We start from the raw sequence: 15292 nt of genomic DNA, 5'->3' as shown, positions 1-15292 counted from the left end.
ACCTATGTTTGCCTTGAAGCCGGGAGCGCGCCTCGCGCTGGTCGCTCTATGTATGCTGTGCCTGTGGGCGGGCAGCGCCCTCGGCGCGCCGCGTAGCCTGCGCTTCGAACGCCTGTCGATCGAGGAGGGTCTGTCGCAGCAGTCGGTGCTGACTATCCTGCAGGACCGGCGCGGTTTCATGTGGTTCGGCACGCAGGCCGGCCTGAACCGCTTCGACGGCTACCGCGTCACGGTCTATCGCAACGACCCGAACGACCCCGCCAGCATTCCCGATAACTATGTGCTCGCGTCCTACGAGGACGAGCAGGGCAGGCTGTGGTTCGGCACCAAGGGCGGCCTGAGCCGGTTCGACCACGCCACCGGCAAGTTCATGCGCTTCGCAGCTCCCGGCGCCGGCGCCGGCGCTCCGTATACCGGCAACCGCGCCGTGCTGGCGATCCAGCCGGCGCCGGGCGGCGGACTGTGGCTCGCCACCGGCGACGGCCTGCAGTACCTCGATCCCGCCAGCGGGCGCCTGCGCGCTTACCGCCATGACCCGGCCGATCCGCGCACCCTGCGCGACAACCGCGTCAATGCGCTGGCGCTGGACGGCCGCGGCCACCTGTGGATCGGCACCGCGGCAGGGCTGGACCGGCTGGTGCCCGGCGCCGACCGCTTCGAGCACCATGACCTCGACCCGGAAGACCTGCAGCGCAATACCGTGCTGGCCCTGTCGATGGGCCCGCGCGATACGCTCTGGGTCGGCACCGCGGCCGGGCTGGAAGCCTGGCGCCTCGGCGACGGCGCGGCCGATGCGCGGCCGCAGCGGCGCCGCATCGGCAGCCAGCTCGGCATGGAAGAGTCGCGCATCAATGCGCTGTACCACGATCGCGGCAACACCCTGTGGGTCGGCACCGAACTGGAAGGGCTGAAATGGCTGGACCCGGCGACCGGGCGCTTCCTCAGCTACCGCAACGACCCGGCCGATCCGCACACGCTGTCGGACAACCAGGTCACCGCGATGCTGGTCGACCGCACCGGCACCCTGTGGGCCGGCACCCAGTTCGGCGGCGTCAGCCGCACCGACCTGGCCAGCGGCGGTTTCGCCCGCTATGGCGGCAACGAGGGCCTGGGACGGGCCAAGGTACGCGCCATCGCCGAGGATCCGGACGGCGCGGTGTGGATCGGCACCACCGGCGACGGCCTGATGCGGATGGTCCGCCCGGGTGGACGGATCGAGCGCGTCGGCCAGGGCGAGCTGCCGGGCGAGGTGGTGAGCGCGCTGGCGCATGCGCGCGGCCGCACCTGGATCGGCACCCCGACCGGCCTGGCCTGGGTTGATGCCGCCGGGCGCTTCGGCCAGACCGGACTGGGCGCCAGCCCGGGCGCCAACTATGTGCAGGCGCTTCACCCCGGCCGCAGCGGCACGCTGTGGATCGTCACGCGCGGCGGCCTGGCCGCGCTGCTGCCGGGGCAGGCGCATGGCAAAGACCTGGTGCGCACCTGGCGCCACGACCCCGACGACCCGGGCAGCCTGGGCGAGAACTACGGCTTCACGGCGCTGGAGGACCGCCGCGGGATCGTCTGGATCGGGACCGAGACCGGCCTGGAGCGCTACGACCCGGCGAGCGGGCGCTTCACCCACTATCGCCCCGACCCGCACAACCCGAACGGCCTGCGCCACGGGCGCATCTATCACTTGATGGAGTCGGCGCGCGGCGAACTGTGGGTCGGCACCGCCGGCGGCTTGCACCGGATGGAAGCCGGCAAGGAAGGAGTGCGTTTCCGTTACTACCCGTTCAACAAGGGCCCGGAGGCGCTGCCGATCGGGGCGATGATCGAGGACGAGCACGGCTTCGTCTGGGCCAGCACGACGGCCGGCATCACGCGCGTCGATCCCGCCACCGGCGCCACCAAGAACTACACCGCGAAGGACGGCCTGGTGGACGGTTCCTATTTCGTCGGCGCGGCCATGCGCGGCCGCGACGGCCAGTTCTGGTTCGGCGGCACCACCGGCCTGACGTCCTTCCTGCCGGACGCGGTGCGCGACAACCCCTATGCGCCGGAAGTGGTGATCACCGACTTCCTGGTGCTGAACCGCTCGCGGGCCACGCCCAACTTCCACGAACAGTCCGCCCTGACGCTGTCGCACCGCGACACCGTGTTCACCCTCGAATTCGCGGCCCTGCATTATGCCGACCCCGAAGGCAACCGCTACGCCTACCAGCTGGAGGGCTTCGACCAGGGCTGGGTCGACACCGACGCGCGTCGCCGCTATGCGACCTATACCAACCTCGATCCGGGAACCTATGTGTTCCGGGTCCGGGCCAGCAACAAGGACGGCGTCTGGAGCGCGCAGCCGGCCTCCCTCACGATCACGATCACGCCGCCGTTCTGGAAGACCCCGTGGTTCCGCACGCTCGCGGTGCTGGCCGTCCTGGCGCTGTTCACTGCCGCCTACCGCCTGCGCGTGCGCGGCCTGGTCGCCCAGAAGCTGCTGCTGGAACACGAGGTGGGGGTGCGCACCGTCGAGCTGCGGCGCCAGAAGGAATCGGCCGAGCGGCGCAAGCAGGAGGTCGAGCAGCAGAAGGAAGTGGTGGAGCAGGCGCACCGCAACATCGCGCTGCTGTCCGACATCGGGCGCGCGGTGACGGCGAACCTCGAGCTCGAAGCGATCATGCGCACGCTCTACGAGCAGGTGCATGCGCTGATGGACGCGAGCCTGTTCGCGGTGGTGCTGCGCCACCCCGAGCGCGGCGCCATCGAATATGCCTATGCGGTGGTCGACGGCGAGCGCCGCGAGGCCTTCGAGCTGCCGGAAGACCCGGACCGGATTCTCGCCGCCTGGGCCATCGTGCGCGGGCGCGAGGTGCTGGCCGGCGAGCTTCCCCAGGAGCTGCCGGACTACCTGCCGGGCTTGCCGCCTGAACAGGCCGCCGAGATCGCCTTGCCCTGCGCCTGGCGCGCCGGCATGGCGCCGCGCTCGCTGCTCCTGGTGCCGGTGCTGGTGGGCGAGCGCGTGCTGGGCGCGCTGACGGTGCAGAGTCCGGCCGCCAGGGCCTACGGCCAGGTGCACCTCGACATGCTCGAGACGCTGGCCGCCTACGTCGGCGTGGCGATCGACAATGCCAGCGCCTACCGCCAGTTGCAGGATACCCAGGCCCAATTGGCGGCGCGCGAGAAGCTGGCCTCGCTCGGCTCGCTGGTGGCGGGCGTCGCCCACGAGCTGAATACCCCGATCGGCAACAGCCTGCTCATGGCCAGCACGCTGCAGGAGAAGACGGGCGACATCGCCGCGCGCTTCGACAGCGCCAACCTGCGCCGCTCCGAGCTGGCCGACTACATGGCGGCCTCGCGCGAAGCGTCCAGCCTGATCATGCGCAGTCTGCACAATGCGGCCGAGCTGGTGAACAGCTTCCGCCAGGTGTCGGTGGACCAGGCCAGCGCCCAGCGGCGCCGCTTCGACCTGGCCCAGGCCTGCCAGGAAATCGCGGCCACCCTGATGAACACCGTGCGCCTGGCCGGACACCGCCTCGAGCTGCGCGTGGCGCCGGGCATCGTGATGGACAGCTTCCCCGGCCCGCTCGGCCAGGTCGTGATCAACTTGGTCAACAACGCCCTCTTGCACGCCTTCGAGGGGCCGGGCGGAAGCATGGTGCTGGAAGCGGCGCCCTGCGAGGGCGGGGCGCGCATCACCTTTCGCGACGACGGGCGCGGCATCCCGCAAGGCGACCTGTCGCGCATCTTCGATCCCTTCTTCACCACGCGCATGGGACAGGGCGGCACCGGCCTGGGACTGAACATCAGCTGGAACATCGTCACCACGCTGCTGGGCGGATCGCTGCGGGTGGAGAGCAGCCAGGGTCAGGGCGCGGCCTTCATCCTCGAGCTGCCGCTGCGCGCGCCGGACCCGCAGGCGCTGCAGGCGGCGCCGGAAAGCGTGCCCGGGCGCTAGCTCATGCGACCACGTTGATCGGCCGGCCGGCGGCCCAGGCTTCGATGTTATCGACCAGCATGTCGGCCAATGTCTGCATTGCCCCGCCGCTGGCCCAGGCCACGTGCGGGGTCAGGATGAAGTTCGGCAGGCGCAGGCGCAGCAGCGGGTTGTCGGGCAGCGGCGGCTCCTGGCTCAATACGTCGAAGCCGGCGCCGCCGATGCGCCCCTCCTGCAGGGCCACGGCCAGCGCCGCCTCGTCCACCAGGCCGCCGCGCGCGGTGTTGATCAGGAGGGCATGCCGCCCCATGAGGCCCAGCTCGCGCGCGCCGATCAGGTGGCGTGTGGCTTGCGTCAGCGGCAGGTGCAGGCTGACGACGTCGGAGCTGGCCAGCAGTTCGTCGAGCGGCAGTTCGGTCACGCCAGGCTCGGCTACCTTCGAGCGCGAGGTGGCGGCGATCTCCATGCCGAAGGCGCGCCCGAGCTGCGCCACTTTCTTTCCCAGCGCGCCGTAGCCGACGATGCCGAGCCGGCTGCCGGCCAGGTCGCCGATCGGGTGGTCCAGCAGGCAGAAGCGGGTCGAGCGCTCCCATTTGCCGGCCTCGACGTCGGCCACGTAGGCGCGCAGATTGCGGCGCAGCGCCAGCAGCAGGGCGAAGCAGTGTTCGGGCACGGACACCAGGGAATAGTTGCGGATGTTCGACACCACGATGCCGCGCGCCCGGCAGGCCGCGAGGTCGACGTTGTCGGTGCCGGTGGCGGCGATGGCCACCATCTTCAGGTCGGGCAGGCGCTCGATCGCGGCCGCGCGCAGCGGCACCTTGTTGGTGACGGCCACGCTTGCTCCGGCCAGGCGTTCCACGACCTGGTCTTCCGCCGTGCCGGCATGATCCTGCCAATCATGGTCGAAAGCGGGGGCGCGGACCCGGGCCTGCAGGCTGTCGCGGTCGAGGAAGACGATTCTGGGCATGGCGTGCTCGCGGGTGGTCAAAGCCACATTGTAGACGCCATCGAAACGATGGCGCCGAATACGACAAAGGACAGGCGAACCTGTCCTTTGGATATGGTGGGGCCCGAGCGGCCTGTTTATGTACTGCTGAACCCTCAACGGCTGCGCAGGGCGGCCGGTTGACGGGCTTACATTTGCTTACAAAGGAAGGCAGGGTTAGCTGGCGTACAGTCGCGCCAGCCGGCCGCGGCCTACACTGGAGACACGACCGTAGCCGGGGAGGTGCCACATGCCAGACGCGCTCAAACTGTACAAGGCCAAGCGCAATTTCGACATCACGTCCGAGCCCCTTGACGGCGGCGTGCCCAGTACCGAGGCGTTGACCTTCGTCATCCAGAAGCACTGGGCCACGCGCCTGCACTACGATTTCCGGTTGGAACTCGATGGAACCATGAAGAGCTGGGCCGTCCCCAAAGGACCGAGCTACGACACCCACGACAAGCGCATGGCCGTGCACGTCGAGGATCACCCGATTTCCTATTCCGACTTCGAAGGCACCATTCCGCCCAAACAATATGGCGCGGGGAAGGTCATCATCTGGGACAAGGGTACCTGGGAACCGGTCGGCGATCCGCACGAGGGCTATCGCAAGGGCAACCTGAAGTTTGTCATCCACGGCCACAAGATGCACGGGCGCTGGGTGCTGGTGCGCATGAAGGGCCGCGGCGACGACAAGCAGGAACCCTGGCTCCTGATCAAGGAGAACGACGAGCACGCCCGGCCGGCCGAGGAATTCTCGGTGGTCGACGAGATGCCCGACAGCGTCAAGGACCTGCCGATGCCGAAGCCCGCGCGCGGCAAGGTGGCGGCGCTGAAGGCCGAGGCGGCATCCGAAGCCCAGTCGGAAGACGTGCGCAAGCCGGCGCGCAAGCGGGCCGCCGCCGCCAAGCCCGCGGCCAAGGCCGGCGCGAAGTCCACCGGCACATCCACGCGCGCCAGGAAGGCCGCGGCGCCCAACTTGCCGGAAGGCGTGGTCGAGGCAGACCTGCCCGAAGCCTTCACGCCCGAACTGGCGACGCTGGTCGACGGTCCGCCGCTGGACCCGGAAAACTGGGTATTCGAAGTCAAGTTCGACGGCTACCGCATGCTGGCGCGGGTCGAGAAAGGTACGGTTCGGCTCATCACGCGCAACGCCAACGACTGGACCGACAAGCTGGCGCCGCTGCGCGATGAACTGCAGCGCATCGGGCTGCCGGATGGCTGGTACGACGGCGAGATCGTGGTCCATGACGAGAACGGCAAGCCGAACTTCGGCCTGCTGCAGCTGGCCTTCGATGGCGTGCGCACGGCCGATATCGTCTACTTCCTGTTCGACGCTCCCTATTGCAACGGCTACGACCTGCGCGACGTGCCCCTGGTCGAGCGGCGCGCCGCGCTGGAACAGATCCTCAAGAAGGCCAAGTCGGACAAGGTGCGCTTCTCCGCCGAGTTCGGGACCAACCCGGACGAACTGGTGGTGGCGGCCTGCAAGATCGGCCTGGAAGGCGTGATCGGCAAGCGCCGCGATTCGCGCTACGTGTCGCGCCGCTCGCCCGAGTGGATCAAGCTCAAGTGCGGCCTGCGCCAGGAATTCGTGATCGGCGGGTACACCGACCCGAAGGGCTCGCGCAAGGGCGTCGGCTCGTTGCTGCTCGGGACCTACGACCGCGAGGGCGTGCTGCGCTATGCGGGTAACGTGGGGTCGGGCTTCAACCATGCTTCGCTGATGGACATCAAGGAACGCCTGGAAGCCCTGCGTACCGACGACAGTCCGTTCCCGCCGCGCGCGGTGCCGGGGCGCCAGCACCACTGGGTCAAGCCGGTGCTGGTGGCCGAGGTGAGCTTCTCGGAATGGACCAATACCGGCTCGGTGCGCCATCCGGTGTTCCAGGGCCTGCGTAATGACAAGCCGGCCAAGGGCATCACGCGTGAGGAGCCGCGCCACATCGAGGACATCGACGAGGGCAAAGCGCGGGCCGAGGCGCCCGACGAACCGGTGTCGCCGCCGCCCGCCGGCCTGCACGGCAAGCTGCCGGACACGCTGCGGGTCACCAACCCGGAGCGGGTGGTCGACCCGTCCACCGGCATCACCAAGCTGGACATCATCCGCTACTACGCGCTGGTGGGCGAGCTGATGATGGAACACCTCAAGCGCCGTCCGCTGACCCTGGTGCGCGCACCCGCCGGCATCGGTGCGGAGCTGGTGTACCAGAAGCATGCCGACGTGAAGAAGCTGCCCGGCGTGAAGCAGATGGACCAGGCGCTCGACCCGGACAATCCGCCGATGCTGGAGATCGCCGGCGTGGAGGGCATCCTGTCCCTGGCGCAGTGGAACGCGATCGAGCTGCACACCCAGAATGCGCTGGCCAGGAGCTACGAGACGCCGGATCGCATGGTCTTCGACCTCGACCCGGGCGAGGGGGTGGAATGGAGACAGATGCAGGAAGCAGCGCAGATCATGCACGCCTTCCTCGACGAGCTGGGCCTGCCGTCTTTTCTAAAGACCAGCGGCGGCAAGGGCCTGCACGTGGTGGTGCCGGTGAAGCCGGAATACGGCTGGGATACGGTAAAAGCCTTCTCGCAGGCCATCGTGCGCCACCTGGCGGCGACGCTGCCGGACCGCTTCGCCTTCAAGAGCGGCGCCAAGAACCGGGTCGGCAAGATCTTCATCGACTACCTGCGCAACGGCCGCGGCGCGACCACCATCAGCGCCTGGGCGGCGCGTGCGCGCCCCGGGCTGGGCATTTCGGTGCCCCTGGCATGGGACGAGCTGCAAAAGCTCAAGTCGAGCGCGCAGTGGACGGTGGCAAACGTGCACACGCGGCTGGACAAGGGGAACGAGCCGTGGGCGGGCTATGCGAAAGCCGCGAAAGGGCTCACCAAGGCGATGAAGATCCTGGGGTTTGACGAGTAGCGCGCTTGGAGTTCGTAGGGTGGACGGGTCCCCGTCCGCACGTTCAACCAGGCGGAGAACGGTCGGCCGCGTGGTTTCAACCGTGATTTGAACGCGCGGACGGCTTAGCCGTCCACCCTACGATTACCTGGACATCAATCGACGTTACGGCCCAGCGCCTTCAGGGAGGCCCGCACGCCCCGCCCGTACGCCGGATCCGCCTTGTCGAACTGGCGCAGCTGGCGCTGCAGGATGTCCTCGTCCACACCGCTGAGCGGTCCTGCCAGGTTGTCGCACAGGTTCTGGCGCTCCGCAGGACTCATCAGGCGGAACAGGTTGCCGGCCTGGGTGTAATCGTCTTCCATCCCGCGGAAGTCGTAGCGGCCGGCGTCGCCCCTGATCGGCAGTTCCGGTTCGCCATGGCCCATGCCCAGCGCTCCCCGGCCTACCGAATCGACGGTGGCGTAGTTGCGCGCCGCGCCGCCGTTGGCGATCGCCATCGCGCCGTCGCGCTGCTGGTTGTGGAAGGGGCAGCGCGGGGCGTTCACCGGCAGGTGCTGGTGGTTGGTGCCGACCCGGTACAGCTGGGCGTCGTGGTAGGCGAACAGTCGGCCCTGCAGCATCTTGTCCGGCGAGTAGCCCAGGCCCGGCACCACGTTGGCGGGCGAGAACGCGGCCTGTTCGACTTCGGCGTGGTAGTTGTCCGGGTTGCGGTTCAGCTCCAGCACACCCACCGGCAGCATCGGGAAGTCGCCGTGCGGCCACACCTTGGTCAGGTCGAAGGGGTTCCAGCCGGTGCGCTGCTCCCAGTCGGCCAGCTGCTGTTCGCTTGCCACCTGCACCTTGACGTCCCACTGCGGAAAGTCCTGGCGGGCGATCGCCTCGAACAGGTCGCGCTGGGCGTGGTCCGGGTCCGTGCCTGCAAGTCGGACCGCCTCGGCGGCGCTGAGGTTCTTGATGCCCTGGCGGGTCTTGAAGTGCCACTTCACATACACGCGTTCCCCGGCTTCGTTGATCAGGCTATAGGTATGGCTGCCGAAGCCGTCCATGTGGCGGTAGCCGTCCGGGGTGCCGCGATCCGAGAACAGGATGGTCACCTGGTGCAGGCTCTCCGGCGCATTGCTCCAGAAATCGAACATCATGTTGGCCGATTTCAGGTTGGTCTGCGGATCGCGCTTCTGGGTATGGATGAAGTCGGGGAACTTGATCGGGTCCTTGATGAAGAACACCGGGGTGTTGTTGCCGACCAGGTCCCAGTTGCCTTCCTCGGTATAGAACCGCAGGGCGAAGCCGCGCGGGTCGCGCTCGGTGTCGGCGCTGCCCTTTTCGCCGCCGACGGTCGAGAAGCGCAGGAATACCGGGGTGGTCTTGCCGATCTCCGAGAACAGCTTGGCCTTGGTGAAGGGGCGCAGGTCGTGGGTGACGGTGAAGCTGCCGTAGGCGCCCGAGCCCTTGGCGTGGACCACGCGCTCGGGAATGCGCTCGCGGTTGAAGTGCTGCAGCTTCTCGATCAGGTGGAAGTCCTGCAGCAGCAGCGGGCCGCGCGGGCCGGCGCTGAGCGAATTCTGGTTGTCGGCGACCGGGATGCCGGAAGCGGTGGTAAGGCGGGGCTGGCTCATCAGGAATCTCCTTGTTGTGTACTCGATAGGGAGATTCTATGGCTCAACGGGGAATTAATAAATTTGATTTATTGAATCAGTTTGATAGTTTTTCACAATCCCGTCTTTGCAGGGGGTGCGTTGTCGTCCTCGCGCTTGTCCGAGCGGATCCCGGGAAGTCGGTCGACCGCGATCAGGCCCTCGGCTGCGGCGTGGGAGGCGGCGAACACGCTGTCGGGCGAGAGCACCAGCTGGGTGCCGGTGGCGCTCACTTCGTCGATCAGGCGGTCGAGCGCATCGATGCGCGAGGGATCGGGGTTGACGTTGCGGATGTAGATCATCCTGACGGCGCCCGGATGGCGGCGCACGACCTCGGCATAGATCTCGGGGTCCTGTTCGCCGCTGTCGCCGATCAGCACGAACTGCATGCCGGGATAAAAATCCAGGATGCGCTCGATCTGTTCGAGCTTGTGGTTGCCGTGCTCGTTGATCTTGAGGACCTGGCGCACGCTCAGCTCGCGCAGCAGCAGGGGCCCGAGCGGGATGTCCTGCAGCTTGAGGAAGTCGACCAGGGGCCCGAACAGGTGCCAGGGGCTGCTCGAGACGTAGAACAGGGGATTGTCCTCGCTGCCGCTGGCACCGTCGCGCAGGGCGCGGTAGAAGCCGGCCACGCCCTTGAAGGGCTTGCGCGTATGGTGGTTGGTGCGGGCCAGCATCAGCGCCATGTTCAGCTTGTTGGTGACATTGGTCCAGAGGACGGTGTCGTCGATGTCGCTGATGATGCCGAAGCGGGCGCTGGCGGCCGGGACGCGGATCTCGCTTGTCGCGCGCAGCGGCTGGCCGTCGGGCTGCAGGTTGTCCGGGAATTCGAGTTCGACCGCGTGCCAGCCGCCGCCGAGTTCGGCGGCGGGGACGAAGTCGAAGGAAAAGTAGCCGCCCCCATCCGTGTGAGTTTCGTGGGTGGCGCCGGCAAAGTGCGCCAGCACGCGCGCACCCGCCACCTCATCCGATTCGAGCCGGCGGTACAGGGCCACCAGGTTCTGCCAGCCGCTGTCGGTGTCGCTCTGCTCGCGGAAGGCCGCCTCGTCCAGCAGGCGGCCCTTGAGCCATACGCGCCTGGCATTGCCGAAGCCGAGGTAGGGGACGGCCATCAGGCGCCGGCCTTGCTCGGGCGCGGCCAGGCGCCTCAGGGCGGCGCTGGCGAAGGCGCCGGCAGTGCGGGCCAGGCGTTGGCGCAGCGGCGTTGCAGGCACGACCTCCTGCCTGGCCGCCTGTAGCTTGTCGGTAGACGTGGCCGACCGCGGCGTGCCGCGTTCCACCCACACGCTGCCGCGCGCAGTGCGGGTCAGGAGCAGGGCCTGCTGCACCTGCTGGGGTTTCATCGGATCGACCGGCGTGGCCATCACATGCACCGCCGTGCCCATCTCGCGCAGCCGCGCGATGTCCGTTTCCGACAGCAGGCCGGGATTCAGGAACAGGCTGGCCTTGCCGAGGTCGACCCTGGCCGCGATGTCGTCGAAACCGGCACGGGTCAACACGAGGAAGGGCATGGCGCTGTTGGGCATGGTCGCATCTGGCATAGTCGGGATATGCCAAGTATCGCGCACGCGCGGCGAAGGGCACGCACGCTACGAGACAATTGTGGTGCACGCTTTGTGCACGCCACGCTTCTCTGGCAAGCTGGAGTGCCTACCTCACACCGCCGGCCGACCATGAACATCGTATGCATCGCCTGGGGCTCCCTGTTGTGGAAGCCCGCCCCCCTCAAGCTGGCCTCGGGCTGGCATCCCGGCGGTCCACGCCTGCCGCTCGAGTTCGTGCGCAAGAGCGACGACAGCGCGGAAGTCGCCCTGGTGCTGTGCGAAGGCGCGCGCCCGATGCCGACCTATTGGGCCTATCTCGATGTCTCCGACCTCGATGCGGCGCGGGCGATGCTGGGCGAGCGCGAGAAGATCGCGCCGGGGCGGCCCGACTACATCGGCAGCATCCCGTCAGTGGGCGGAGCCCGCAGCGACGAGCGCATCGTCGCCTGGCTGGCGCGCATGCGTCTCGACGCCGCCGTGTGGACGGCGCTGCCGGCCAAGTTCGACGGGGAGTCCGGACGGGTGCCGACGCCCGAGGAAGTGGTGCGCACGCTCGATTGCCTGCCGGGCGAGGAACGTGCGCAAGCCGAGCGCTACGTGCGCTGCACCCCGCCGCACATCGATACCGCGTACCGCCGCATCATCGCGGCGCGCCTGGGATGGCACGCCGCGCGCGATGCCCATGTGACCCGAACGCGCTAGGTCTGCGATCTCCTGGCAAGAAATATTGCCAGGGGATGGCAATTGCTGTGCTATTCTTCCTGTGCCGGATTGTCTCGCTCATGGAAATGCTCGTCCACGCGGAGAAAACAATGAAAAGAATAGTGACGGTGATAGCAGTCTTCTTGGTGCTGGCCGTGTTCTGGCTGGCATTCAAGCCCCGGCCGGTGGTAATGGTCGATCGTGCGATGCGTACCGCGATGATCGATGCCCTGGTGGCGAAGCTGAACGATCACTATGTCTTCCCCGAGAAGGCGAGGCAGTTCGAGGCAGTCCTGCGCCAGCGCGAGCGGGAAGGCAGATACGAAAAAATTAGGGACGGTTATCGGCTGGCGCAGCAGCTCACGGCCGATATCCATGGCGTCGCGCAAGACCTGCACCTGAAGGTGCGCTTCGCTCCCGGACTGGACCTGGTGGGCGACATGGGAGCGGCTCCGGCGGCGACGCAAGCGGAGTGGGAGCAGCGCACCAACGTTATCGAGCGCCTGATGATGCGCCGCACGGCAGCCCGTGCAGTGAAGCTTGAACGCCTCGGCCACAATGTCGGCTACCTGAAAATCACCAGCTTCCCCGATGCCCTCCCGGTCGCCGACAAGTTCGGTGCAGCGATGGATGAACTCGCTGATACCGAGGGCCTCATCGTCGACCTGCGCAAGAATGACGGCGGCGATCCGCAAGCGGTGGCCCTCTTGATCAGCTATTTCGTCGACCGGTCGACACGCCTCAACGACATCTGGGATCGCGAGACCGGCAATGCGGTCCAGCATTGGACGCACGACAAGCTCGCCGGCAAACGCTACGGCGGCAGCAAACCGGTCCTGATCCTGGTCGGCCCCCGCACGGCGTCCGCCGGCGAAGACTTCGCGTACACGATGCAGGCCCTGAAGCGCGCCACCGTGATCGGCGAGCGGACCTGGGGCGGCGCCCACCCCATGAGTTTCTACCGCATCGGCGAGCATTTCTTCGCACAGATCCCCAACAAGCGCACCATCAGTCCCATCACCGGCACCAACTGGGAAGGAACCGGCGTCAAGCCGGATATCGCGGCGGCGCCGGACCAGGCGCTGGGAGTGGCCAGGGACATGATGCGGCGTCGGCTCCAGGGAAGCGCCACGCTCGCCGCCGCCGCACCTTGACAAAGCCGCGCCGGGACGGCCGGCCTCAGGATTCGTTCTTGAAGATCCCGCGGATGTTCATGCACATCAGCGCCGCCTGCAGGACGATCAGGGCCCAGGCCTCGTCGTGGATGCCCCACACGATCCACAGCACGTTACTGAGGATGAACATGGAAAAGCCGAACACGCGCCGCTCGGCGCGCTTGGAGCCGATCAGGTAGGCCGCGAACAGGGTGACCAGCATCGCCGGCCACTGGAGGAGGTCGATGAATTCATCCATCCGTCACGCCGCCTTCCTGCGGCGCGGAGCGGCCGTCGATGGTGCGCCGGTGGACTTGGCGGCAGTCTTCCTTGCCGCCGGCTTGGCCGCGGCTTTGGTGGCGGTCTTGCGCTTCGGCGCCGCGCCGCTGGCGGCGACGCGGTCGGTGCCGTGGGCGGCGGCCTTGCGGGCACGCGGAGGCGGGGCTTCCTCTTCGTCCTCGTCCTCGGCAGCGGGCCGGCGTTTCTTCGGCGGCGGCGGTTCGTCGTCGTCATCCTCGTCGGGCGCGGCCTTGCCGGGTTTCTTGCCGAGGCTGGCCTGCAGCAGCGAGACCAGGTCGATGACCTTGCCGGTCTCGCGCTTCGTCTCGCCCGGCTCGGGCATGGTGATGGTCTTGGTCTGGTGCGCCTTGACCTTCTTCTCGATCAGGGCCAGCACGTCCTCGCGGTAGGTGTCGTGGTACTGCTCGGGATCCCAGTCCTCGGCCATGCCCTGCACCAGGGCCATCGCCATCTTGAGTTCCTTGTCGGTGATCTGGGCTTTCTTGTCGTCGGCCGTGGGAATCTTGAGGTCGCCCGCGTCGCGGATCTCGTCGGCGTAGCGCAGCGTGTTCATGACGATGGTGTCGCCCACGCACACCAGCGCCGCCAGGTGCTGCTTGACGCGGATGACGACGCGCGCGATGCCGATCTTGCCGGCCTTGCGCAGGGTTTCGCGCAGCAGGGCGTAGACCTTGTCGCCGCCCTTGCCGGGGGCGAGGTAGTAGGGCTGCTCGAAGTAGAGCAGCGAGACGTCCTCGGCATCCACGAAGGCGAGGATGTCGATGGTCTGGGTCGCCTCCGGGTTGGCGCGCCGCAGGTCTTCGTCGGACAGCACGACGTATTCGCCGCTGGTGTACTCGTAGCCCTTGACGATGTCGTCCCAGGAGACTTCCTTGCCGTTGCCCTTGTTGTAGCGCTTGAAGCCGACCGGCGAGAAGTCGCGCCGGTCGAGCATGGTCAGGTCGAGCCCCTTGTTGTCGACCGCCGGGTACATATCGACGGGGATGTGCACCAGCCCGAAGCTGATCGCACCTTTCCACATGCTGCGCGGCATAACTCCTCCTTATTCGCCTACCTTGCCGGTCACCGGCAGGATGACCCCCGTGATGTAGCCCGAGCACACCGGCGAAGCCAGGAACACGTAGGCAGGCGACAGTTCCTCCGGCTGGGCGGGACGCTTGAAGGTGGTGCTGGCGCCGAATTCCTTGATGTCCTCGGGCGCCTGGTCGGCCGGGTTCAGCGGCGTCCAGACCGGGCCCGGGGCCACGCAGTTGACGCGGATGCCCTGGTCGATCACGCTGGCCGCGAGCGACATCGTGAAGGCGTGGATGGCGCCCTTGGTGGCGGAATAGTCGAGCAGCTTCTTCGAGCCTTTCAGGCCGGTCACCGAACCGGTGTTGATGATCGACGAACCTTCCTTGAGGTGGGGCAGGGCCGCGCGCGCCATGTGGAAGTAACCGTAGAAGTTGGTGCGGAAGGTCTCGTCCAGCCGCTCCTCGGTGATGTCCAGCAGCGAGCTGGCATGTTCCTGGAAGGCCGCGTTGTTGACGAGGACGTCGAGGCGCCCGAATTCGGCGACCACTTTCTCGACCGCGTCCTTGCAGAATGCGGCGTCCTTGACGTCGCCCGCGATGGTGACGCAGCGCCGGCCTTCCGCCTCGACGCAGCGCCTGGTCTCTTCGGCGTCCTCGTGTTCGTTCAGGTACATCACGGCCACGTCGGCGCCTTCGCGCGCGAACAGCACCGCGACCGCACGCCCGATGCCGGAATCGGCGCCGGTGACGATGGCGCTCATGCCTTCGAGCTTGCCGCTGCCCTTGTATTGTTCCGCCATGAACTTCGGCTTCATCTCCATCTGGGCCTCGATGCCCGGCTTGGCGAGATGCTGCTCGGGCATCGGCGGAGCCGGCTGCTGGATCCCGGTCTGCACCGCCTCGTCGTTCTCCGCCTTCTGCATGCTGCCGTCCTGCTGGTCCTGGCGGCTCTGGATCGCCTTCTGCTCCTTTGCCACGTCATCCTGGTGTGCCATTGCGTACTCCCGTGAACGTTCAATCGACCCGTAGAGTATCGACGCGTCGCTCCGTGCCGGACGGTGCGCTCCCACACACACGGAGACAATTCTTCACTATGCCCTCCCATGGCTTTATGGCAAACTTGCCAGCGTTTTTCGCAAACTGGCTCG

Annotated in this window: 10 protein-coding genes; 4 read left to right on the top strand and 6 right to left on the bottom strand. The window is 67.5% G+C overall.

The window, feature by feature from the left end:
• The first annotated feature begins 4 nt into the window (after positions 1-4).
• The gene (locus ACK6C6_RS12725) at positions 5-3934 is read left to right on the top strand and encodes a two-component regulator propeller domain-containing protein (RefSeq protein ID WP_409267618.1); all 3930 of its coding nucleotides are present in this window, start codon (positions 5-7) and stop codon (positions 3932-3934) included.
• Between the two features lies 1 nt (position 3935).
• On the opposite strand, the gene ACK6C6_RS12720 is transcribed toward ACK6C6_RS12725, so the two are convergent.
• Positions 3936-4883, bottom strand: coding sequence for a D-2-hydroxyacid dehydrogenase (locus ACK6C6_RS12720; protein ID WP_209586929.1), 948 nt, complete (start codon positions 4881-4883; stop codon positions 3936-3938).
• A 268-nt stretch (positions 4884-5151) separates the two neighbouring features.
• Between ACK6C6_RS12720 and ligD the strand changes: the two genes are divergently transcribed.
• The gene (ligD, locus tag ACK6C6_RS12715) at positions 5152-7815 is read left to right on the top strand and encodes a DNA ligase D (protein WP_409267617.1); all 2664 of its coding nucleotides are present in this window, start codon (positions 5152-5154) and stop codon (positions 7813-7815) included.
• A 134-nt stretch (positions 7816-7949) separates the two neighbouring features.
• Here the strand turns inward: ligD and ACK6C6_RS12710 are convergent, their stop codons facing one another.
• Together ACK6C6_RS12710 and ACK6C6_RS12705 are read right to left on the bottom strand one after the other, a co-directional pair.
• Positions 7950-9413 (bottom strand): catalase, encoded by a 1464-nt coding sequence (locus ACK6C6_RS12710; protein WP_409267616.1) that lies wholly within the window; start codon positions 9411-9413, stop codon positions 7950-7952.
• A gap of 92 nt (positions 9414-9505) precedes the next feature.
• A complete protein-coding gene (locus tag ACK6C6_RS12705) occupies positions 9506-10957 on the bottom strand; it encodes an App1 family protein (RefSeq protein ID WP_409267615.1) in 1452 nt (483 codons plus the stop codon).
• A 147-nt stretch (positions 10958-11104) separates the two neighbouring features.
• Between ACK6C6_RS12705 and ACK6C6_RS12700 the strand changes: the two genes are divergently transcribed.
• A complete protein-coding gene (locus ACK6C6_RS12700; protein ID WP_409267614.1) occupies positions 11105-11677 on the top strand; it encodes a hypothetical protein in 573 nt (190 codons plus the stop codon).
• An 80-nt stretch (positions 11678-11757) separates the two neighbouring features.
• Positions 11758-12831, top strand: a complete 1074-nt coding sequence (locus ACK6C6_RS12695) for a S41 family peptidase (protein WP_409267613.1) — start codon at positions 11758-11760, stop codon at positions 12829-12831.
• A gap of 25 nt (positions 12832-12856) precedes the next feature.
• Here ACK6C6_RS12695 and ACK6C6_RS12690 read toward each other — a convergent pair whose 3' ends face one another.
• Genes ACK6C6_RS12690 through ACK6C6_RS12680 form a run of 3 tightly spaced genes read right to left on the bottom strand, consistent with a single transcriptional unit; the run spans position 12857 to position 15139 of the window.
• Positions 12857-13090 carry a hypothetical protein gene (locus tag ACK6C6_RS12690; protein WP_409267612.1) on the bottom strand — a complete coding sequence of 78 codons (234 nt, stop codon included), beginning with the start codon at positions 13088-13090 and terminating at the stop codon, positions 12857-12859.
• Positions 13091-13093: 3 nt separating this feature from the next.
• Positions 13094-14164: a Ku protein gene (locus ACK6C6_RS12685; RefSeq protein WP_409267611.1), complete on the bottom strand. Its 1071-nt coding sequence runs from the start codon at positions 14162-14164 to the stop codon at positions 13094-13096.
• A gap of 9 nt (positions 14165-14173) precedes the next feature.
• Positions 14174-15139: an SDR family oxidoreductase gene (locus ACK6C6_RS12680; protein ID WP_409267610.1), complete on the bottom strand. Its 966-nt coding sequence runs from the start codon at positions 15137-15139 to the stop codon at positions 14174-14176.
• Between the last annotated feature and the right edge of the window lie 153 nt (positions 15140-15292).

This window comes from Massilia sp. BHUDP2, assembly GCF_046236355.1.
GTDB lineage: Bacteria > Pseudomonadota > Gammaproteobacteria > Burkholderiales > Burkholderiaceae_D > Telluria > Telluria varians.
Note: the sequence above shows the minus strand (reverse complement) of the source record. Positions and strands in the feature narration are given on the sequence as shown.